At 56.5% G+C, this 18168-nt stretch carries 19 protein-coding genes and 3 pseudogenes; 8 read left to right on the top strand and 14 right to left on the bottom strand.

The genetic code is table 11. The annotated features are described in order from the left end of the window. Positions 1-9: 9 nt before the first annotated feature. The 6 genes from urtD to AC1M2H_RS13695 all read right to left on the bottom strand — a co-directional run bounded on the left by urtD (position 10) and on the right by AC1M2H_RS13695 (position 6681). Positions 10-807 carry an urea ABC transporter ATP-binding protein UrtD gene (gene urtD / locus AC1M2H_RS13720; RefSeq protein ID WP_480151753.1) on the bottom strand — a complete coding sequence of 266 codons (798 nt, stop codon included), beginning with the start codon at positions 805-807 and terminating at the stop codon, positions 10-12. Then, on the bottom strand, positions 807-1880 hold the full coding sequence (gene urtC, locus AC1M2H_RS13715; protein WP_480151752.1) for an urea ABC transporter permease subunit UrtC: 1074 nt from the start codon (positions 1878-1880) through the stop codon (positions 807-809). Before urtC ends, urtD begins: the two co-directional genes overlap by 1 nt. Beyond that, positions 1880-3445 carry an urea ABC transporter permease subunit UrtB gene (gene urtB / locus AC1M2H_RS13710; protein WP_480151751.1) on the bottom strand — a complete coding sequence of 522 codons (1566 nt, stop codon included), beginning with the start codon at positions 3443-3445 and terminating at the stop codon, positions 1880-1882. The genes urtC and urtB overlap by 1 nt, the downstream gene beginning before the upstream one ends. A 98-nt stretch (positions 3446-3543) precedes the next feature. Further along, a complete protein-coding gene (urtA, locus tag AC1M2H_RS13705) occupies positions 3544-4815 on the bottom strand; it encodes an urea ABC transporter substrate-binding protein (RefSeq protein WP_480151750.1) in 1272 nt (423 codons plus the stop codon). Between the two features lie 174 nt (positions 4816-4989). Next, on the bottom strand, positions 4990-6093 hold the full coding sequence (locus AC1M2H_RS13700) for a cobalamin-independent methionine synthase II family protein (RefSeq protein WP_480151749.1): 1104 nt from the start codon (positions 6091-6093) through the stop codon (positions 4990-4992). Between the two features lie 195 nt (positions 6094-6288). Then, the gene (locus AC1M2H_RS13695; RefSeq protein ID WP_480151748.1) at positions 6289-6681 is read right to left on the bottom strand and encodes a rhodanese-like domain-containing protein; all 393 of its coding nucleotides are present in this window, start codon (positions 6679-6681) and stop codon (positions 6289-6291) included. 68 nt (positions 6682-6749) lie between these two features. Between AC1M2H_RS13695 and ftrA the strand changes: the two genes are divergently transcribed. Both ftrA and mgtS read left to right on the top strand, forming a co-directional pair. After that, a complete protein-coding gene (ftrA, locus tag AC1M2H_RS13690) occupies positions 6750-7763 on the top strand; it encodes a transcriptional regulator FtrA (protein WP_480151747.1) in 1014 nt (337 codons plus the stop codon). Between the two features lie 164 nt (positions 7764-7927). Next, entirely contained in the window at positions 7928-8023 is a 96-nt protein-coding gene (mgtS, locus tag AC1M2H_RS13685) for a protein MgtS (RefSeq protein ID WP_426814665.1), read from the top strand. A gap of 305 nt (positions 8024-8328) precedes the next feature. On the opposite strand, the gene AC1M2H_RS13680 is transcribed toward mgtS, so the two are convergent. Together AC1M2H_RS13680 and AC1M2H_RS13675 are read right to left on the bottom strand one after the other, a co-directional pair. Next, positions 8329-8901 carry a YceI family protein gene (locus AC1M2H_RS13680; protein WP_480151746.1) on the bottom strand — a complete coding sequence of 191 codons (573 nt, stop codon included), beginning with the start codon at positions 8899-8901 and terminating at the stop codon, positions 8329-8331. Beyond that, entirely contained in the window at positions 8898-9470 is a 573-nt protein-coding gene (locus AC1M2H_RS13675; protein WP_480151745.1) for a cytochrome b, read from the bottom strand. Before AC1M2H_RS13675 ends, AC1M2H_RS13680 begins: the two co-directional genes overlap by 4 nt. Positions 9471-10107: 637 nt before the next feature. Here AC1M2H_RS13675 and AC1M2H_RS13670 point away from each other — a divergent pair. The 3 genes from AC1M2H_RS13670 to AC1M2H_RS13660 all read left to right on the top strand — a co-directional run bounded on the left by AC1M2H_RS13670 (position 10108) and on the right by AC1M2H_RS13660 (position 13219). Next, positions 10108-11088 (top strand): GlxA family transcriptional regulator, encoded by a 981-nt coding sequence (locus tag AC1M2H_RS13670; protein WP_480151744.1) that lies wholly within the window; start codon positions 10108-10110, stop codon positions 11086-11088. A gap of 78 nt (positions 11089-11166) precedes the next feature. After that, positions 11167-12177, top strand: a complete 1011-nt coding sequence (gap, locus tag AC1M2H_RS13665) for a type I glyceraldehyde-3-phosphate dehydrogenase (protein WP_480151743.1) — start codon at positions 11167-11169, stop codon at positions 12175-12177. 424 nt (positions 12178-12601) lie between these two features. After that, a complete protein-coding gene (locus AC1M2H_RS13660) occupies positions 12602-13219 on the top strand; it encodes a TetR/AcrR family transcriptional regulator (protein ID WP_480151742.1) in 618 nt (205 codons plus the stop codon). Between the two features lie 339 nt (positions 13220-13558). On the opposite strand, the gene AC1M2H_RS13655 is transcribed toward AC1M2H_RS13660, so the two are convergent. Together AC1M2H_RS13655 and AC1M2H_RS13650 are read right to left on the bottom strand one after the other, a co-directional pair. Then, positions 13559-13840 (bottom strand): hypothetical protein, encoded by a 282-nt coding sequence (locus AC1M2H_RS13655; RefSeq protein WP_480151741.1) that lies wholly within the window; start codon positions 13838-13840, stop codon positions 13559-13561. A gap of 82 nt (positions 13841-13922) precedes the next feature. Next, complete coding sequence (locus AC1M2H_RS13650) at positions 13923-14408, bottom strand: hypothetical protein (RefSeq protein ID WP_480151740.1); 486 nt, start codon at positions 14406-14408, stop codon at positions 13923-13925. Between the two features lie 119 nt (positions 14409-14527). On the opposite strand from AC1M2H_RS13650, the gene AC1M2H_RS13645 reads away from it, so the two are divergent. Further along, positions 14528-15139 carry a DUF3313 domain-containing protein gene (locus AC1M2H_RS13645; RefSeq protein ID WP_480151739.1) on the top strand — a complete coding sequence of 204 codons (612 nt, stop codon included), beginning with the start codon at positions 14528-14530 and terminating at the stop codon, positions 15137-15139. On the opposite strand, the pseudogene AC1M2H_RS13640 reads toward AC1M2H_RS13645, so the two are convergent. After that, positions 15136-16343, bottom strand: a pseudogene (locus AC1M2H_RS13640) (IS3 family transposase). The gene AC1M2H_RS13645 and the pseudogene AC1M2H_RS13640 sit on opposite strands and share 4 nt — an antisense overlap. A 91-nt stretch (positions 16344-16434) precedes the next feature. Here AC1M2H_RS13640 and AC1M2H_RS13635 point away from each other — a divergent pair. Together AC1M2H_RS13635 and AC1M2H_RS13630 are read left to right on the top strand one after the other, a co-directional pair. Then, positions 16435-16548: pseudogene (locus AC1M2H_RS13635) on the top strand (DUF3313 domain-containing protein); the annotation flags it as partial. A 407-nt stretch (positions 16549-16955) separates the two neighbouring features. Further along, positions 16956-17438, top strand: coding sequence for a glutathione peroxidase (locus AC1M2H_RS13630; protein WP_480151738.1), 483 nt, complete (start codon positions 16956-16958; stop codon positions 17436-17438). Between the two features lie 51 nt (positions 17439-17489). On the opposite strand, the pseudogene AC1M2H_RS13625 reads toward AC1M2H_RS13630, so the two are convergent. The 3 genes and pseudogenes from AC1M2H_RS13625 to AC1M2H_RS13615 form a co-directional block, all read right to left on the bottom strand. Next, a pseudogene (locus AC1M2H_RS13625) lies at positions 17490-17594 on the bottom strand (NAD-dependent epimerase); the annotation flags it as partial. 36 nt (positions 17595-17630) lie between these two features. Continuing rightward, the gene (locus tag AC1M2H_RS13620; protein ID WP_480151737.1) at positions 17631-17924 is read right to left on the bottom strand and encodes a hypothetical protein; all 294 of its coding nucleotides are present in this window, start codon (positions 17922-17924) and stop codon (positions 17631-17633) included. Between the two features lie 7 nt (positions 17925-17931). Continuing rightward, positions 17932-18156 carry a GNAT family N-acetyltransferase gene (locus tag AC1M2H_RS13615; protein ID WP_480151736.1) on the bottom strand — a complete coding sequence of 75 codons (225 nt, stop codon included), beginning with the start codon at positions 18154-18156 and terminating at the stop codon, positions 17932-17934. Positions 18157-18168 lie beyond the last annotated feature (12 nt).

The raw sequence follows: 18168 nt of genomic DNA, 5'->3' as shown, positions 1-18168 counted from the left end.
CGGCGCTCCTTAGCGTCCAAGATAAACGTCAATCACCTGTTCGTTGGCCTGCACCTCGCGCAGCGAGCCTTCCGCCAGCACCTGCCCCTGATGCAGAACGGTCACCCGGTCGGCAATCGTTTCAACAAATCCCATATCATGCTCGACCACCATCAGCGAATGCGCCCCGGCCAGAGTGCGGAACAGCTCGGCGGTGTATTCGGTTTCGGCGTCGGTCATGCCGGCGGCGGGCTCATCCAGCAGCAGCAGATGCGGCTCCTGCACCAGCAGCATGCCGATCTCAAGGAACTGCTTCTGCCCATGCGACAACAGCCCAGCCTGCCGGCCGCGTTCAGCGTCCAGACGCAGCAGGCGCAGAGTATCGCTGATGCGATCCTCCTGCTCGGCGTTCAGCCGCCCGCGCAGGCTGGCCCACACCGATTTATCGCCTTTCAGCGCCAGCTCAAGATTTTCAGCCACCGTCAGCGCTTCAAACACCGTCGGCTTTTGAAACTTGCGTCCGATCCCCTGACGGGCGATGGCGATCGGGTCAAGGGACATCAGGTCGATGGACTGATCGTACAGCGCCCTGCCGCTCTGCGGCCGGGTTTTGCCGGTAATCACGTCCATCAGGGTGGTTTTCCCGGCGCCGTTGGGCCCGATAATACAGCACAGTTCGCCAACGCCAATATGCAGCGAGAGATCGGTCAGCGCCTGGAAGCCGTCAAAATTGACGTTAATCTTTTCCAGCTGCAGCACCGGATCGCTTTGCTCACGAAAGCGGTCCGTCGGCTGCTGGCGGGTAAACAGGCCTTCATCCGGTTGCATCAGCGATCTCCTTTACGCAGCAGGCCAATCACCCCACGCGGCAAAAAGAGCGTGACGATGATAAAAATCAGTCCGAGGAAGAGCTGCCAGTACTCCGGGATCGCCATCGTGAAGTAGCTTTTCGCGCCGTTGACCAGCCCCGCGCCCAGCACCGGGCCGACCAGGGTTCCGCGGCCGCCAAGCGCCACCCAGATAGCGGCCTCAATCGAGTTGGTCGGCGACATTTCGCCAGGGTTAATAATCCCCACCTGCGGGACGTACAGCGCCCCCGCCAGTCCGCACAGCACGGCGGAAAGCGTCCACACCAGCAGCTTAAAGCCGCGTGGGTCGTAGCCGCAGAACATCAGCCGGTTTTCGGCGTCGCGCACCGCCGTCAGAATGCGGCCGAATTTGCTGGTGGCCAGGCGAAAGCCAATCCACAGCGTTAACAGCAGCAGCAGTACCGTCGCCATAAACAGCGCCGCACGGGTACCGGTCGCGGTGACGGAAAAGCCAAGCAGCGTGGTGAAACCGGTAAAACCGTTGTTACCGCCGAAGCCGGTCTCGTTGCGGAAAAAGAGCAGCATGCCGGCGTAGGTCAGCGCCTGGGTCATTATCGAAAAGTAGACCCCTTTGATTTTGGAGCGAAAGGCAAACCAGCCGAACACCAGCGCCAGCAGCCCCGGGACCAGCACCACCAGCAGCATCGCCCAGGCAAAGTGCTGGGTTCCCCACCAGAACCACGGCAGCTCGGTCCACGACAGGAATGACATAAACGCCGGCAGACCGTCGCCGGCCGCCTGGCGCATCAGATACATGCCCATCGCATAGCCGCCCAGCGCAAAGAAGATGCCGTGGCCCAGCGACAGCATGCCGGCATAGCCCCACACCAGATCCAAGGCCACTGCGACAACGGCGTAGCAGAGGATCTTGCCGGTCAGGGTCAGCAGCCACTCGGGCACCGCCAGCGGATGCGACTGCGGCAGCAGCGCCAGAAACGGCATACTTAACAACCCCAGCACCAGGAGTACGCCAAGCCATTGCAGCGGTCGCGGCGCCTTACGCGCCAATGTTAAGGTAATTGGTTGGCTCATCAGTCAATAACCCTCCCTTTTAAGGCAAACAGGCCCTGCGGACGTTTCTGAATAAACAGGATGATCAGCACCAGGATCAGGATCTTGCCCAATACCGCCCCCAGCTGCGGTTCGAGGATTTTATTGAAGATACCGAGGCCAAAGGCCGCCACCACGCTGCCCGCCAGCTGGCCGACGCCGCCGAGCACCACCACCAGGAAGGAGTCGATAATATATCCCTGGCCAAGTTCCGGCCCGACGTTGCCAAGCTGCGACAGCGCCACGCCGCCTAAGCCCGCGATCCCGGAGCCGAGACCAAACGCCAGCATATCCACGCGCCCGGTCGGCACGCCGCAGCAGGCGGCCATAGCCCGGTTCTGAGTGACCGCCCGCACGTTCATGCCCAGCCGGGTTTTATTCAGAATCAGCCAGGTGAAGAACAGAATGAGGATTACAAAGCCGAGGACCGCCAGCCGGTTCCACGGCAGGATCAGGTTCGGCAGAACCTGCAGGCCGCCGGAGAGCCACGCCGGGTTCGCCACTTCGAGGTTCTGAGCGCCGAACAGCATACGCGTCAGCTGGATCAGCATCAGGCTGATGCCCCATGTCGCCAGCAAGGTCTCGAGCGGACGCCCATAAAGGTGGCGGATAATGGTGCGCTCCAGCGCCATGCCGATGCCGGCGGTAATCAAGAATGCCACCGGCAGCGCAATCAGCGGATAAAAAGCCAGCCACTGTGGCGCCAGCTGGGCGAGCGCCTGCTGCACCAGCCAGCAGCTGTAGGCGCCGATCATCAGCATTTCGCCGTGGGCCATATTGATGACCCCCAGCAGCCCGTAGGTGATCGCCAGCCCCAGCGCCGCCAGCAGCAGCACCGAACCGAGCGACAGCCCCATAAAGGCCTGGCCAAGGATTTCGCCGAGCAGCAGCCGCTGTTTAATCTGGCTCAGGCTTTCGGCCGCCGCGCTGCGAACGCCGGCATCAGGCTCATGCTGCGCATCGGTAAACGGCGTCAGCAGCGCCTGGGTTTCAGGATCGGAGGAACGCCCCAGCCGCTCAACCGCCGCCAGCCGCTGCTCGCCGTTTGGGCTGCTCAGCTGAAGGCGAGCAAGCGCCATCTCGAGCTGGGTTTTCACCCCATCATCCGTCTCCGCCGCCAGCCGCTGTTGCAGCAGCCCGCTCATTGCGGGCGTCGCTTCGCGCTGGAGGATTTTCACCGCCGCCGCCCTTTCGGTGACACTGTCACTCACCAGCAGATGGGTGGCCAGCGCGCCGGCGGCCAGATTGCGCAGGCGGTTAGTGAGGCGCACCGGTTTGGGGGTTCCCGAAGGTTCCGCCGCCGCGCCCAGCGCCTGCTGATTGCTGAAGGCATGGCCGCTGCTATCAACCTGCAGCGTTTCCGCCGTTAATGCGCGCAGCAGCGGCAGACGCTGCGCCTGCGGGGCCGCAGCCCACTGCTCAAGCAGCCGCGCCTGCTGGCTGCGATTGGCCGTCACGAAATCGTCCGCGTCCGCCGCCTGCGCGCGCCACGGCAAAATCATCACCAGCAGCGCGAAGTAGTAACCCATGATGCGCAGCGCGTTCATGATTGCTCTCCTTGTGGCGTTCCGGGTCTCCCGAACGCTCGTTAAAGCACGTCCCACCCGCCCGGGCCGAAGCCCGGGAAGGCGACGCTGAGTGACGCTTAGTTGCTGGCGGTTTTTACCGGATGATCGGGCTTCTTATCGTTACCGGCGATCCACGGGCTCCACGGCTGGGCGCGAACCGCATCGTCGGTCTGCCAGACGACGTTGAACTGACCGTTGCCTTCGATTTCGCCGATCATCACCGGCTTATGCAGGTGGTGGTTGGTGGCATCCATGGTCAAGGTAAAGCCGGACGGCGCTTTAAACGTCTGCCCGGCCATCGCCGCGCGAACCTTATCAACATCGGTCGTGCCGGCCTTGGTCACCGCCTGCGCCCACATATGCAGCCCGACCCAGGTGGCTTCCATCGGATCGTTGGTGACGACGGTATCAGCGTTCGGCAGCTTATGGGCCTTAGCATAGGCGCGGTAGTCGGCCACGAACTGCTTATTGACCGGGTTATCGACCGACTCAAAGTAGTTCCACGCCGCGAGGTTGCCGACCAGCGGTTTGGTATCGATGCCGCGCAGCTCCTCTTCCCCCACCGAGAACGCAACCACCGGAACGTCGGTGGCCTTCACTCCCTGGTTCGCCAGCTCTTTATAGAACGGAACGTTGGAGTCGCCGTTGATGGTTGAAACCACCGCGGTTTTTCCGCCCGCCGAGAATTTCTTAATATTGGCGACGATGGTCTGGTAATCGCTGTAGCCGAACGGGGTGTAGACCTCTTCGATGTCCTTATCCTGAATCCCTTTGGCGTGCAGGAAGGCGCGCAGGATCTTGTTGGTGGTGCGCGGATAGACGTAGTCCGTCCCGAGCAGGAAGAAACGCTTCGCGCCGCCGCCGTCCTCGCTTAACAGGTATTCCACCGCCGGGATAGCCTGCTGGTTTGGCGCCGCGCCGGTATAGAAGACGTTCGGCGACATCTCTTCGCCTTCGTACTGTACCGGGTAGAACAGCAGCCCGTTGAGCTCTTCGAATACCGGTAGCACCGATTTACGTGACACCGAGGTCCAGCAGCCAAAGACCGCCGCAACCTTGTCCTGAGTCAGCAGCTGGCGGGCTTTTTCCGCAAACAGCGGCCAGTTCGAGGCCGGGTCCACCACCACCGGTTCGAGCTTTTTACCCAGCACGCCGCCCCTGGCGTTAATATCGTCGATCGCCATCAGCGCGACGTCTTTTAGCGGCGTTTCGGAAATGGCCATCGTCCCGGAGAGCGAATGCATAATGCCGACCTTAATGGTGTCGGCGGCAAAAGCCGGAAACGTGTAGCCCATGCTGATGACAGAGGCGGAGAGTGCAAAAGCTTTTAATAGTGTTCGACGCTGCATGTTCACTCCTGAATATCGCAAAAACAAAAAATGAATTAACGACTAACCGGAAGTGATAAGGCAAAAAAGATGCCAGGTTGCTGAACAACCTGAAGGCGCGGCGCGCGGCGGGAGCGTAAAAAGAGAGACGCAGCGTTGCCTCAAAACGGTGCAACGCTGCGCTAAGAAGAGAGGTTACCAGACCTGAGCGGCAACCCCGGTGACGAGGCGGACTTTATCCCACTGCTGCGACTCGGTCAGGGAATTCCCCTCTTCGGTTGAGGCGAAGCCGCACTGCGGGCTGAGGCATATCTGCTGCAGCGAAACGTACTGCGCCGCCTCGGCCAGCCGCGCCTTAATCCCTTCAGGATTTTCCAGCTCGCCGTTTTTGGTGGTGATCAGCCCCAGCACCACCTGCTGATGGCCCGGGCGGATAAAGCGCAGCGGCGCAAAGTCGCCGGAGCGGTCGTTATCGTACTCAAGGAAGAACGCATCGACGTTGACGCTGCCAAATAGCACTTCCGCAACCGGCTCGTAGCCGCCTTCGGAGATCCAGGTGGAGCGGAAGTTGCCGCGGCAGACGTGCAGGCCGATGGTTAAATCATCCGGTTTACCTTCCAGGGCCTGATTCAGCACCCGGGCATAGATCCGCGCCAGCTCGTCCGGGTCCTCACCGCGATCGCGCACCTGCTGGCGCTGTTCGTCCGAGCACAGGTAGGCCCAGACGGTATCATCCAGCTGCAGATAGCGACAGCCGGCGTCATAAAACGCGCGAATCGCATCGCGCCAGGTGGTCGCAAGGTCGGCAAAATAGTCGGCGAGATCCGGATAGACGGTAGAATCAATATCTTTACGTCCGCCGCGGAAATGCAGCACGCTCGGGCTGGGAATGGTCATTTTGGGCTGCGCGCTGCCGCTGATGCTCTGCAGAAAGCGAAAATCTTCCAGCATCGGATGCTCGCCGAACGCCAGCTTACCGGTCACCCGGATACCGTGCGCCCGGGTCTGCACGCCGTTGAACTGGATACCGCGATCCGAATCGTAGCGCTCGACGCCCTGCAGGCCGTCAAAGAAATCAAAGTGCCACCACGCGCGGCGAAACTCTCCGTCGGTCACCACGTGCAGGCCGCAGTCGCACTGCTGCTGCACCAGCTGGCGAATCGCGTCATCCTCTACACGCCGCAGCTGAACGCTATCGATAGCGCCTTCGGCAAACTGCTGGCGCGCCAGCTTAATGGCGTTGGGACGCAGGAAGCTGCCGACGATGTCGGCGCGGAACGGGGCCTGTGAACGTTGCATGGTCTCTCCTTGACGGCGGGTCGGATTAGTTGCCCACCGTGATAGTTCATTATTTGAATTTATAGACTTCTGGATGGCTATATGTCCAAATACTGGCACGCGGCATGGCGTTCGGCAAACGAGAAAATTTCATGGCTGATGAAATAATTTCATCCAGCGCTCAGCTTACTTTCCAGAGGCTGACCGCCGCTCGCCTCAATCCGCAAAAGGCAGCCCTTCGTCCTGCCAGCCGGTCAGGCCGCCGATCATCACCTTCACCGGTCGTCCCAGCAGCGCCAGCCGCAGCGCCGCAACGTCCGCGCCGTTGCAGTGCGGGCCGGCGCAGTAAACCACAAACAGCGTCTCCATCGGCCATTCGCTCATTCTGGCGGCATCAATCTGCCGGTGCGGGATATGCCGCGCACCAGGGAGATGGCGGCGGGCAAAAGTTTGCCCGCTGCCGACGACGTGCAGCAGGACAAAATCGGCTTCGCCTTCGCTCATCGCCCGGTGGACGTCAGCACAATCGGTTTCAAAAGCCAGCTTTTTGCGAAACCAGGCGGCGGCTTCGGCGGGTGCGGCAGGGGTAAATTCGGTAACAACACTCATGGCGTATTCTCCTTGTCTGTGATACCACTAATTTAATGACACCTTCTCTCGCTTATCCGCTGGCAACCATGACAGAAAACGCTGAAATCATGACAACCTCTGGTGTGACACCGTCACGTAACCGGGTGGTTGCACTGGCCTACGACGGCCTCTGTACCTTTGAGTTTGGCGTGGCGGTGGAGATCTTCGGCCTGCCGCGCCCGGAAATGGGCGCCGGCTGGTATCAGTTTGCGGTCGCCGCCGTCGACGGCGGTGAGCTCCGCGCGACCGGCGGTATACGGCTGGTGGCCGATGGCGGTATGGATTTACTCAACACAGCGCAGACTATTGTGGTACCCGGCTGGCGCGGGATTGACGCCCCGGTTCCCGCAGCGCTCTGCGCGGCGCTGATTGCCGCCCGCGCCCGCGGCTGTCGTATCATCTCGATTTGCTCCGGAGTGTTCGTGCTCGCCGCCGCCGGCCTGCTTAATGGCCGCCGGGCGACAACCCACTGGCGCTATACCGAGCAGCTGCGCCAGCGCTACCCGCAGGTGGAGGTGATCGACGATGTGCTATACGTGGGCGACGAGAACGTCATGACATCGGCAGGCAGCGCCGCCGGGATTGATTTATGCCTGCATCTGGTGCGCGAAGACTACGGCATTGACGCGGCGAATACGGTTGCTCGCCGGCTGGTGGTCTCGCCGCACCGCGACGGCGCCCAGGCCCAGCAGGTTGTCCGCCCGGTGGCGCAAGCGCGGGAGAGTCAGCGCCTGGGGCTGCTGTTCGACTTCCTGCATCAGCAGCTGGCCGTCAGCCATAGCGTCGCCTCGCTGGCGCAGCGCGTCGGCATGAGCCCGCGCACCTTTTTACGCCGTTTTGAGGCGGCAACCGGCAAAACCCCGGCGCGCTGGCTGCTGGATGAACGTTTGCAGCGTGCCACGCAGCATCTCATCGATACCCGGCTTAGCGTGGAGAAGATCGCCGAACTTTGCGGTTTCGCCAACGCCGGCGCCCTGCGCCATCACTTTCGCCAGCAGTTTGCCCTCAGCCCGCTGCAGTATCGCAAAAAATTTGCTTCCCCGGCGGGTGTAAAGTCGTAGCGGCGGTCAGCGATGGCCGGCGCGGGCCTGCTGATTGAGATTGTGAATGAATACCTTTTGTTAACATCCGGTTGAGGTTGCGTTGGCTACTCTATGCTCAACAACCGTACACCCCTTTCAATAAGGACTACTTAGCGCAAATCAACACTTTATGGAGGTTAATCATGCCGGGAAATATGCATGTCTTTATGGCAGTTCTGGGAACGATTCTGTTCTTTGGTTTTCTTGCCGCGTACCTGAGCCACAAATGGGATGACTGATGAACGACGATAATCCCCACCCTTAAGCGCCCCTTGCTGCTTATGCATCAAGGGGCGTTCTGCTTTATCGCGCTGTAGCGGATAGCGCGCTGAACCAGGCGGCGTCGATGGTGCCGCATCGCGTCTTCAATCCGCATTTTAGATATATTTTAACTGCATTCCTATAGCTCCTTTCATCACTCAAATTGTCTTAAAATATCCGGCCGGAAAATACGAACAATAAATAGCGCCGCAGGTATTGCTGGGAAAAAGGTGCCTGTATAACGAAGTCAATCCCGGATCTGTTATATCCGGGATTTATTCAATTACTGCTGGACGCCTTCTACGGAAATAATCAGCTCGACATCCTGTGATGCCGGCCCCAGGTCGCTTTTAATATTGAAGTCTTTGAGGTGGATGCTGCCTGTAGCCTCAAATCCGGCACGTTTGCCACCCCACGGGTCATCGCCCTGACCAATAAGTTTCGCATCCAGAACAACGGGCCGGGTAACGCCATTCAGCGTTAAATCACCCGTAATTTCCAGCGTCTCCCCGCTCTTTTTGACCGCCGTCGATACAAACGTCGCCTCGGGGAACTTGCCCGTATTGAGGAAATCAGCCCCTCTCAGATGCTTGTCTCGTTCAGCATGATTGGTATCCAGGCTGCCGGTGGCAATTTTAACGTTAACCTTATCGGCTGATGGGTTACTTTCGTCATAGGTGAATGTGCCATCAAAATCTTTAAATGTCCCGTACAGCCAGCTATAGCCAAGATGTTTTATTTTGAAGTTTACAAATGCATGTTGACCCTCTTTATCAATCTTATAATCCGCCGCGAAAACAGAACCAGAAACGAACAGAGCGCTGAACAGCGAAAATCCCAGCAGGTGTTTTTTCATTTTTTTACTCCAGAGTGTATTGACGTTTTACCCAGCATTCTGAGCAGCGTTGCGTCTTTATCAATAAAATGGTGTTTAATTGCCATAAGGCCATGAAGAAGTGATACCACGACAACGCCCCATGCAACCCACAGGTGTAATACACCCGCAGTGTCAGCCTGTATCGCGGCATCCGATATGACCGCGGGTACAGAAAACCAGCCAAAAACGGTTATCGGTTTACCATCGGCTGTTGATATGAGGTACCCGCTAATGACAATAGTGAAAAGTGCCAGATAAAGTAACGCGTGAACGAAACCGGCAGCTATGCGAGTTATTTTTGAATAGCTTTTTAACGGCTGAGGCGCAGAAGATATAAACCGCCATAACACCCGGATGATTAGCCCCATCATCAAAAGAATGCCGATCCCTTTATGGATATCCGGAGCTTTATGGTACCAGGTATCATAATATCCTAACGTCACCATCCACAGCCCGAGTGCGAACATCCCATACACGACGGCAGCCGTTAGCCAGTGCAGGATTATGGATATAAAACCATAAGCTGATTGTGAGTTTATCAGACGCATTTACCCAGGCTCTTTTATGTAACAAAAAACACAAAATGACTTCATTCAATTAATAAATCAATCATTAAATTAACCTTAAAGTGAATTTTGATTCGCATTCAAATTTATTGTTCAAACCTGATTTTCTCTTACAAATATTCAGCATGCGTAATTAAAGAAAATGCTTTCTTTTTAAGCTTTTATTTATTTACGTAAATTGCATTTACATAAATTCAAGAAAACATTCATTTCTTTTTTTAAGCCCGGAGAGCGTTTCATAGCGAGAGTTAGCCGTGGTCAGATGGATAGCAGTGATGACATAACAACGGTGAGTGCACTAAAGTGCGCTCCCTGACAGTTCGTCAATAAAAAAGGGGTGATGCGAAACAATTAAGGTTAAAAGTGATTATCGGCTAAACAGCGGAGAAGTAGAAAAGCTAACCATCCGGCTAGTCTGATCCTCTTCATCGTCTACGACAACGATCCTGCTTTTCAAAGCGAACTTCCGCCTCCGCTCAGAACAGGCATTGCAGGCAATGCCGTGCAGTCAGCATCAAACCATTAGCCAGAGGCGTTACTGCCGCGGCAGCAGAGATAAGACTTTTCCGTCCGCGTATATTCTGTTGACTTATTCTGTAAAAAGAATACTTTTCAGGACATGAAGAAGATACTTATTATTGTCCCCGATGGCGGCATGCTGTTTGAATCCGCCGGTATTGCCGACATTCTGATGCAGGCCAATCGCCTGCACCCGGAAGGCGCGATGGGCACCTGTTACCAGGTTCAGTTAGCGACCCCCCAGCCGCATCAGGTGATTCATGGCCAGTCGGGTTTAAATCTCCTGGCGGATCATCGCCTGCATGAAATAGACCCTCGCGAGCCTCTCGATACCATCATTATCACCGGCAGAGGTCAAAACCCGCAGGAAGGGATTGCGGTGGTTGACTGGCTGCGCCTCGCCGCTCCCCATGCCCGCCGCATTGCATCCATTTGCGGCGGCGCGATGCTGCTGGCGCAAACCGGGCTGCTGGACGGCAGACGAGCCACCACCCACTGGAAGCTGCTGGAAACCATGCAGGCAGAATTTCCTCAGGTGCGCGTCGAAGGCGGTCCGCTCTACATTCAGGACGAACACATCTGGACATCAGGCGGGGTCAGTTCCGGCTTTGACCTGACACTGGCGCTGGTTGAAGAGGACTACGGCTTCAGCCTGGCGCGCGACATCGCCCAGGACTTCGTTATGTACCTGCGCCGTCCCGGAGGACAGCTGCAGTTTAGCCGCTATAACCTGCAGCAGAGCAGCACCCTGGGCCCGATTAGCGATCTGCAGGCCTGGCTGCTCGAGAACCTCACCGCCGACCTCAGCGTGGATAAGCTGGCGGAAAAAGTCGCCATGAGTCCGCGTAATTTCACCCGCGTGTTTACCCGGGAAACCGGCGCTTCGCCGGCACGCTACGTCGCCGAAGCTCGTCTGGCCGCCGCCAGACAGCGTCTGGAGCAGACCAACGAGAGCCTGGAACGTATCGCCGAACAAACCGGATTCGGCAGCAGCATTAACCTGCGACGGCTATTCGAAAAACAGCTTCATCTCACGCCTGGCGAATATCGCCAGCGCTTTCACTGTCGTAAAATGGCGTAAAGTGATCCTTTTTTGTCATTTACGCCAAATGGAGACCGACCTACATTAACTCCAGAGACAACAGATAAGGAGTTGAGCATGGTAAAGGTCGGTATTAACGGTTTTGGTCGTATCGGACGCAACGTACTGCGTGCTGCCCTGGGTAACCCGGATATTCAGATTGTGGCCATCAACGATCTGACGGACAGTAAGACCCTGGCGCATCTGCTGAAATACGACTCGCTGCTCGGAAAACTCGACGCCGACGTCACCGCCGGTGAAGGGCAACTTGTGGTTGACGGTAAATCGATTACCGTGTTCAGCGAACGCGACCCGGCCAACATCCCGTGGCGCCAGCGCGAAGTTGATATCGTCATTGAAGCAACCGGCTTCTTCACCGACCGGGACAAGGCGGCAGTACATATCCACAGCGGCGGCGCAAAGCGAGTGATTATCTCCGCCCCCGGCAAAAACGATGATTTAACCATCGTGATGGGGGTTAATGATGGCCTCTACTCTCCGGATAAACACTACGTGGTCAGCAACGGTAGCTGCACCACCAACGGTCTGGCCCCTGCCGCGCAGGTTCTGCACCAGCACTTCGGTATTAAGCATGGTCTGATGAACACCACCCACGCCTACACCAACAGCCAGGCGCTGCACGACCAGCCGGAAAAAGACCTGCGTGGCGCCCGCGCCGCTGCGCTGTCGATTGTGCCTTACTCCAGCGGTGCCGCGAAGGCGCTTGGCAAAGTCATCCCTGAGCTCGATGGCCGCTTAACCGGTTACTCGCTGCGCGTACCGGTGCCGGTAGTATCGATTGTCGACTTAACCGTAACCCTCGAGCGGGATGTGACGGCGGAAGAGGTTAATAATGCGTTTCGTGAAGCCGCCGCGACGGGACCACTGAAAGGGATCCTCGGCTACAGCGATGAACCGCTGGTATCAAGCGATTACCAGGGCGACCCGCGTTCTTCCATTATCGACGGTCTGTCAACGCTGGTGATTGGCGGCAATATGGTCAAAATTCTGGCGTGGTACGACAATGAATGGGGATTCTCCAGGCGCCTCGTCGACCTGGCGCTGTTGATGGCAAGGCGTGAACGCTAGCCCCCTGCTCTCATACTCCCTCTAAAATCCACGCCAGGCGTGGATTTTTTATATCCCTCGCTTGTCAGGCCTGGCGTTGTCGCGCCGTGCGCGAACTCGGGTTGCAGCAGCTTTCGATCGTAGCGTTTGGCAGCTTCGCTGCCAGCGATGCTAATCAATGATGAGACGGCCAGTTTCTTTTGCAGAATGATAGCGATAATTGGAACCCTGATGCGGTGATTGCCAACACTATTGCAGTTGTTGGCTCTTTATTCAGCCCGGCGTTAGCTGGCCTTAAATACTCCCGGAGCAGACTGATATGCAGCGTTGCCCGCTTATTATCCTGAGAGGCAAGACAGCGATCGGGATTTTGAAGCTAAAAATGCGCGCCTTTAATGAACCGAGTGGTTCTGTTAATATAAGCCTGTCTACAGGGAGAAATCACATGCGAACGCTGACTGAAAAAAAACGAACCGACATACTGAACGCTGCCACGACAGTCTTTCTCGAGCAGGGGTACGAACGCGCCTCCATGGATAGTGTAGCCAGAGCGGCAGAGTGCTCCAAAGCCACGCTCTATAACTATTTTTCCTCTAAGGAAAGCCTTCTTGACGCCGTCGTCAGGACCTATGGCACCAACTTTCTGACGCGCGCCGCGGAAGATATTTATAGCCAGGACAGCCTGCATCTACCCCTGCCCGACAGGCTGCAGCGCTTCGGCGAGGGCATGCTGGGTGCCATGACATCGGACTGGAAGGGGCTTCAGCTGTATCGCATGGTTATCGGCGAGGCAGGCCATTCCGGCATCGGTGATATTTTTTATGAATCCGGTGTCCGGGAAAGTATGAATGCTCTGGCGACGCTGATGGAGCAGTATATTGAGGCCGGCGATTTGCTTCCCGCTCGCCCCGATCTGAGGGCGAAACAGTTTTCTGCGCTGGTGAAGGCCGAGGCTGACGAGCTCTTTCTCCGGCACAATATGCCGGTTTATACGCGCGAAGATATCGTCGCAATGGTAAAAAGCGCCGTAGAGGTATTTATATCGGGCGCGTCACCACGCTGACAAAGCGAGCAGAGACGGATTATTCACCATATCGGTTGACTAATCTCCGATTATATATAAACTGATACGTACAGTTTATATTGGAGGTTACGTTCATGCTTAATCGTTTCATTCTGGTGGCGAGTTTGACCGTGAGTTCGCTTCTGCTGACCGGCTGCGTTTCTTTATTCTGAGGAGCTGACATGCGTCTTGTTTACAGTCTCGTTATCGGCATGACCGCACTGATGCTTACCGGGTGTCTTTCCATCGGCAGCCACATCTGAACCCTACCAGCCCGCTTTCCGGCGGGCTTTTTCCGACGCTGTCCAGGGTACTGATGGCCAGATGCTGCGGGTGCATTCACCAGAGGGTGACGTCGCGGAGCACCAGTACGCACAGCGCGTCCACAACGAGGCATTCCACCACCAGAATTATTCGCAGCGGTCCTGGTGATGCCCCCCACATCCTGACGGCATAATATCCGGCCCGGCGCTTCCCAAACCGGCGCAGACGGCGCAATTCCCTGAGGTTTCCGGCGGTTCTCAGCAAGGCGCATGCCACGGTTATCAGCATGGCTCCGTACACGAACCACTGCCGAGTCGGCGTAATTTCCAGCGCCTCGGCTACCAGCCAGCTATTCATCAGTCGACCTGGACGTCAAATGTGGTGAGGACGCCGCCGGCAATAAAAACACGCGCCAGAACAGCGCTGATAAGCAGCACTTTCATACTTCTGCCCCCGCTGCATACCGCCAAAGAAAATCGGCCGTTCTGCGCCTGACTTCCTTGCGGAGAAGCGCATTATCCTGCTGAACGCCAGCCATGAGACTCCGCAGTTCCTCCGCCTGCGTCAGGAAGGCGCGAGTCATTACGCAGGGGGGCCGGCAGCGCAACTCTCCGCGTAGCATCGCCGTATCAATAACGCTCCGCGCATAATCCGCTGCCGGCGTAAAGGTGTCTCGTCCCCGGCTGTCAAGGCGACACCTGGCTTCGCCGTATTTCTGCAGTGTCAGCATCATTCTTATCAGCCTCCGCCGTACCGGCAGGCCGGAATAGCGGAGCGGCATGCTCCAGATAAAACCGGCGCATTCAGCACTCTCTTCTCGTATGGCCTCGGATACTTCCTCTCTCAGTGCTGGCGAGGTGACCTGCCGGGAACGGGTCCAGTACGTGATGCCTGACGACGAAAACTTCGGGTTGATGTAAAGCATTCCGCACTCCTCATGTGAAAGTTACAGACAAGAACCGAAACATTTTCTTGACATGACCAGGATAAACTATATTAACTATACCGTACAGTTTATTTTAAAAAAGTAACCGGAGAATATTTATGGTTTGCCTGACAAAACAGCTGTCCCGTACGCTTATCCTGACCGCCATCATTGCCGCCGCAGGCTGTTCGTCCACCTCGCCGGTAAAATATTCCGGCATTGAGGCCACGTCCCGGATGACGCCCAATACGGCTGACGACAGCGACCGGATCCCATTCCGCTACGCTGCCCCGGTTGACTGGAGTAAATACCGCAGCATCACTATCGATCCTGTCGATATTTATAGCGGTAGCGACGCGCAGTTTAATGAGCTATCTCAGGAAGACCGACGCAATCTGGCAAACTACATGCAAAAGAAGTTTGCCGAAGTTCTGAGGGAGAAGTTTACCGTCAACGCCAGCGGCGGAAACGCCCCTTCTCTTCGGCTTAAGCTGACGCTGACCGGCGCAGACACGACGCCGCAGGTTGTGGGGACCTTTACGAAATTCGACCTGGCCGGCGGTCCGTATAACATCGTTCAGTCCGTGCGCGGCGGGCGCGGCCTGATGAGCGGGTACGTCAACTATGTCGTTGAAGTGAAAGATTCCGCGACCGGTGAACTTCTGCTGGCCTATGTGGCGGAGCAGTATCTGATCTTGACCCGCCATCTCCGGACAGCTTTTGTATCTTAAGTTAACGATGCCCGCTGCCGCCGGTACTCTCTCGGAGAGTGATATCCCAGCGCACTGTGCGGGTGATTTTCATTCTAGTGATTGAACGCCGCTGCAAGGTTCTGTAGCGCTGTTCCCACATCTGGTTTTGGCATGAACGCGATGTAATCTTCCTTCATCGTTTTCACGAACCGTTCGGCCATGCCGTTACTTTGTGCGCTGCTCACCGCTGTTGTACACGGCTCCAGATTCAGTTCTCGCGCGAACTTCTTCGTTTCATGCGCGGTGTACGCTGAACCGTTATCTGTCAGCCACTGCACTGGTTTACCCGGCAGCGTGCTACCGAAGCGCCTTTCCACTGACCTCAGCATCACATCCTGTACCGTTGAACTGTCGTAGCCTCCCGTGCTCGCTGCCCAGTCTATGGCCTCCCGGTCGCAACAGTCCAGTGCGAACGTCACCCGAAGCTTCTCGCCGTTGTCACAACCGAACTCGAAGCCGTCTGAACACCAGCGCATATCGCTTTCCGCTACCGCGATTTTGCCTTTATGCTCCCGCTTCGGACGCTCTGGTTTATCACGCAACAACAGCAGGTTATGCTCGCTCATTATCCTGTAAAGCCGTTTGGCGTTCACCGGTGGAAGTCCCTCTACACGGCGTTGCTTACGCAGGATACCCCACACCCGCCGGTAACCGTAGCTGGGCATGTCGCTGATGATGCCGAGGATCTCCGACAGTATCTCTGCATCAGCTTCGTCATTACGCCGGTTGCTGCGCCTGTCCTGCCAGTCGGCAGAGCGGCTCACCCGCAGTGATAACTGCGCACGCGACACGCTCATGGTGCGACTAACCAGAGCTATTCCCCGTCCTTTGGCAACAAGGGCGCGTGCGCTATCCATTTTCGCGACTGGCCGTACTCCACCGCTTCTTTGAGGATCTCAACTTCCATCGTCTTCTTACCCAGGAGACGCTGTAGTTCCCGGACCTGTTTGAGTGCAGTCGCCAGCTCCGAAGCCGGAACCACTTCCTCTCCGGCCGCAACGGCGGTGAGGCTACCTTCCTGATATTGCTTCTTCCATTTAAACAGCAGACTGGGCTGAATACCGTGCAGACGAGCAACGTGGGAGACATTCATACCCGGCTCCATTGTTTGCTGGATGATGGCAATTTTCTCTTGCGGAGTCTTACGCTTACGGGCTTCTTGCCCTAACAGGATCCCGGTCATCTCAAAATTAACATGGTTGTTAGACATATATTTAAGCCTATCTCTTATCTGGAGATACAGCTACTGTCCGGTGTTTCAGGGGGCTACATCAGTGGCGGAGCAGTATCCTAACGCTATGAACGTAGGCGCAACGTTTGGTTCAATGAGCGCGGCAGAGACAGGGGTGGACAAAGGCGCGGAGCAGCTGCTGGAAAAACTACGCTGAGGCAGCGTGGCAACCAGAACGCTCCGGCTACGAACATAGGAGTCTATCAGTGTAGCAATCGCTACACTGATGGCAGACGGCTTAAGGAGAAGTTCAATAACACTATCAGCTATTCAGAAATAGCTGGATATTGATTTAAAGCGTTTATGTTCGCCCGTACCCGCCTGGATGACTTATGCCATATTCCCGGAGCTATTGTTGTGCGCATGAACGAAAGCAGAAAGGTCCTCTTCCCGCTCAAAGCCGCCCCTGGTCGCAGCATCCGGTCGCGTTGTGTCAGAAGCGGATATTGCTCGTATAATGGCGTATTGATCAATGGGAAGCAGGATCGCTACACCACGACCCACGCCACGAGCTCCTGCGGCTGGCAATGTCGACGTCGAACGCGTTCTGCTATGAGGATTCCGATGACCACTTTTTATCAACTGACTGCCACCAGCCTGCGTGGCCAGCTCATCTCTATGGCCGACTACGCTGGCAAGCTGGTTCTGGTGGTGAATACCGCCAGCCATTGCGGCTTCACCCCGCAATACGCAGGTCTTGAAACGCTCTATAAGAAGTACGCCGCTCAGGGGCTGGTTGTGCTGGGTTTCCCCTGCAACCAGTTCGGTAAACAGGAACCCGGCGGCGCCGACGAAATCGCGCAGACCTGCCACATCAGCTACGGTGTGAGCTTCCCGATGTTCGAGAAGGTGGAGGTTAACGGCGCCGCAGCGCATCCGCTGTTTCGTTACCTGAAAGACGAATTACCCGGCATGCCGGGCCGGCGAATCAAGTGGAACTTTACTAAGTTCCTGATCGGACGTGACGGTAAACCGCTCAGGCGCTTTGCTCCGTTCACCACCCCGGAGAAAATGGAAGCCGCAATCCGTGCGGCACTTAAAGTCTAAGGTCAGGATAGAATAAAACAAGCGCTTATCCGACCCCTGGCATCAGATGAATATTGGCAAAATCAGCTGTTCCCCGTTTCGATAGCCGGGCGGATTAACGGCATGGACAATTACGCTACGCTCAGACGCGGCAGACGCGACCTGCTCTGCGTTCAGCACCGGGTTTTGTCATGGGATATTCCCGCCCGACTATTAATGCGATTTCAATCTGGCTATGGCATAGATTATACACAGGGGCAGGGTCAGAATCAGAATGATCCCCCCCAAAAGAAGCTCCCCGGGGAGTTGTAAAGAGTTAGCCCCTTCCCCCCAGGGTTTATCTGACACCTTGCGGAGAAACACGCTTTCGAACGTTATTCGCGCAAAGGGGAACAATGAAACATAAAAAGCCGCCGGGATAAGCAGAAGCGGATTAACACCATCCTGTTCAAACCAGTACAGGGTAAAAAGACCCAAAAATATCAGTCCCATATCAATATGGTTCATATAGTATCTACGCGACATTTTCAAAATGAACCCCCTTGCCTTTTTCCGAAGCCGGCAGCGCAATCTGGTTCACATAACGACTGGCGCCATCCGGCGGAAAAGGCCACGGGAAGCCTGCGGCAAGATAACGAACGATCTCCCACTGCGGGAAGATTTTCTGAATCTGGAGGGCATCTTCAGCCTGAAGCGGCTGCAGATAAAGACGTGAGGTTTCCAGCTTTGGCGTTTTCATAGGTTATCCATA

It is taken from the genome of Klebsiella sp. F11, from assembly GCF_056712265.1.
This window is presented reverse-complemented; position numbering and strand designations above follow the sequence as displayed.

Excerpts from the sequence above, each read along its gene's own strand:
- AC1M2H_RS13695 (WP_480151748.1), bottom strand. The coding sequence starts at position 6,681 with ATGAGTGTTGTTACCGAATTTACCCCTGCCGCACCCGCCGAAGCCGCC.
- AC1M2H_RS13700 (WP_480151749.1), bottom strand. The coding sequence starts at position 6,093 with ATGCAACGTTCACAGGCCCCGTTCCGCGCCGACATCGTCGGCAGCTTC.
- urtD (WP_480151753.1), bottom strand. The coding sequence starts at position 807 with ATGCAACCGGATGAAGGCCTGTTTACCCGCCAGCAGCCGACGGACCGC.
- AC1M2H_RS13660 (WP_480151742.1), top strand. The coding sequence starts at position 12,602 with ATGCGAACGCTGACTGAAAAAAAACGAACCGACATACTGAACGCTGCC.
- AC1M2H_RS13680 (WP_480151746.1), bottom strand. The coding sequence starts at position 8,901 with ATGAAAAAACACCTGCTGGGATTTTCGCTGTTCAGCGCTCTGTTCGTT.
- AC1M2H_RS13620 (WP_480151737.1), bottom strand. The coding sequence starts at position 17,924 with ATGAACCATATTGATATGGGACTGATATTTTTGGGTCTTTTTACCCTG.
- urtA (WP_480151750.1), bottom strand. The coding sequence starts at position 4,815 with ATGCAGCGTCGAACACTATTAAAAGCTTTTGCACTCTCCGCCTCTGTC.
- AC1M2H_RS13655 (WP_480151741.1), bottom strand. The coding sequence starts at position 13,840 with ATGAATAGCTGGCTGGTAGCCGAGGCGCTGGAAATTACGCCGACTCGG.
- urtC (WP_480151752.1), bottom strand. The coding sequence starts at position 1,880 with ATGAGCCAACCAATTACCTTAACATTGGCGCGTAAGGCGCCGCGACCG.
- AC1M2H_RS13645 (WP_480151739.1), top strand. The coding sequence starts at position 14,528 with ATGGTTTGCCTGACAAAACAGCTGTCCCGTACGCTTATCCTGACCGCC.
- AC1M2H_RS13670 (WP_480151744.1), top strand. The coding sequence starts at position 10,108 with ATGAAGAAGATACTTATTATTGTCCCCGATGGCGGCATGCTGTTTGAA.
- gap (WP_480151743.1), top strand. The coding sequence starts at position 11,167 with ATGGTAAAGGTCGGTATTAACGGTTTTGGTCGTATCGGACGCAACGTA.
- AC1M2H_RS13650 (WP_480151740.1), bottom strand. The coding sequence starts at position 14,408 with ATGCTTTACATCAACCCGAAGTTTTCGTCGTCAGGCATCACGTACTGG.
- AC1M2H_RS13615 (WP_480151736.1), bottom strand. The coding sequence starts at position 18,156 with ATGAAAACGCCAAAGCTGGAAACCTCACGTCTTTATCTGCAGCCGCTT.
- AC1M2H_RS13675 (WP_480151745.1), bottom strand. The coding sequence starts at position 9,470 with ATGCGTCTGATAAACTCACAATCAGCTTATGGTTTTATATCCATAATC.
- urtB (WP_480151751.1), bottom strand. The coding sequence starts at position 3,445 with ATGAACGCGCTGCGCATCATGGGTTACTACTTCGCGCTGCTGGTGATG.
- mgtS (WP_426814665.1), top strand. The coding sequence starts at position 7,928 with ATGCCGGGAAATATGCATGTCTTTATGGCAGTTCTGGGAACGATTCTG.
- ftrA (WP_480151747.1), top strand. The coding sequence starts at position 6,750 with ATGACAGAAAACGCTGAAATCATGACAACCTCTGGTGTGACACCGTCA.
- AC1M2H_RS13630 (WP_480151738.1), top strand. The coding sequence starts at position 16,956 with ATGACCACTTTTTATCAACTGACTGCCACCAGCCTGCGTGGCCAGCTC.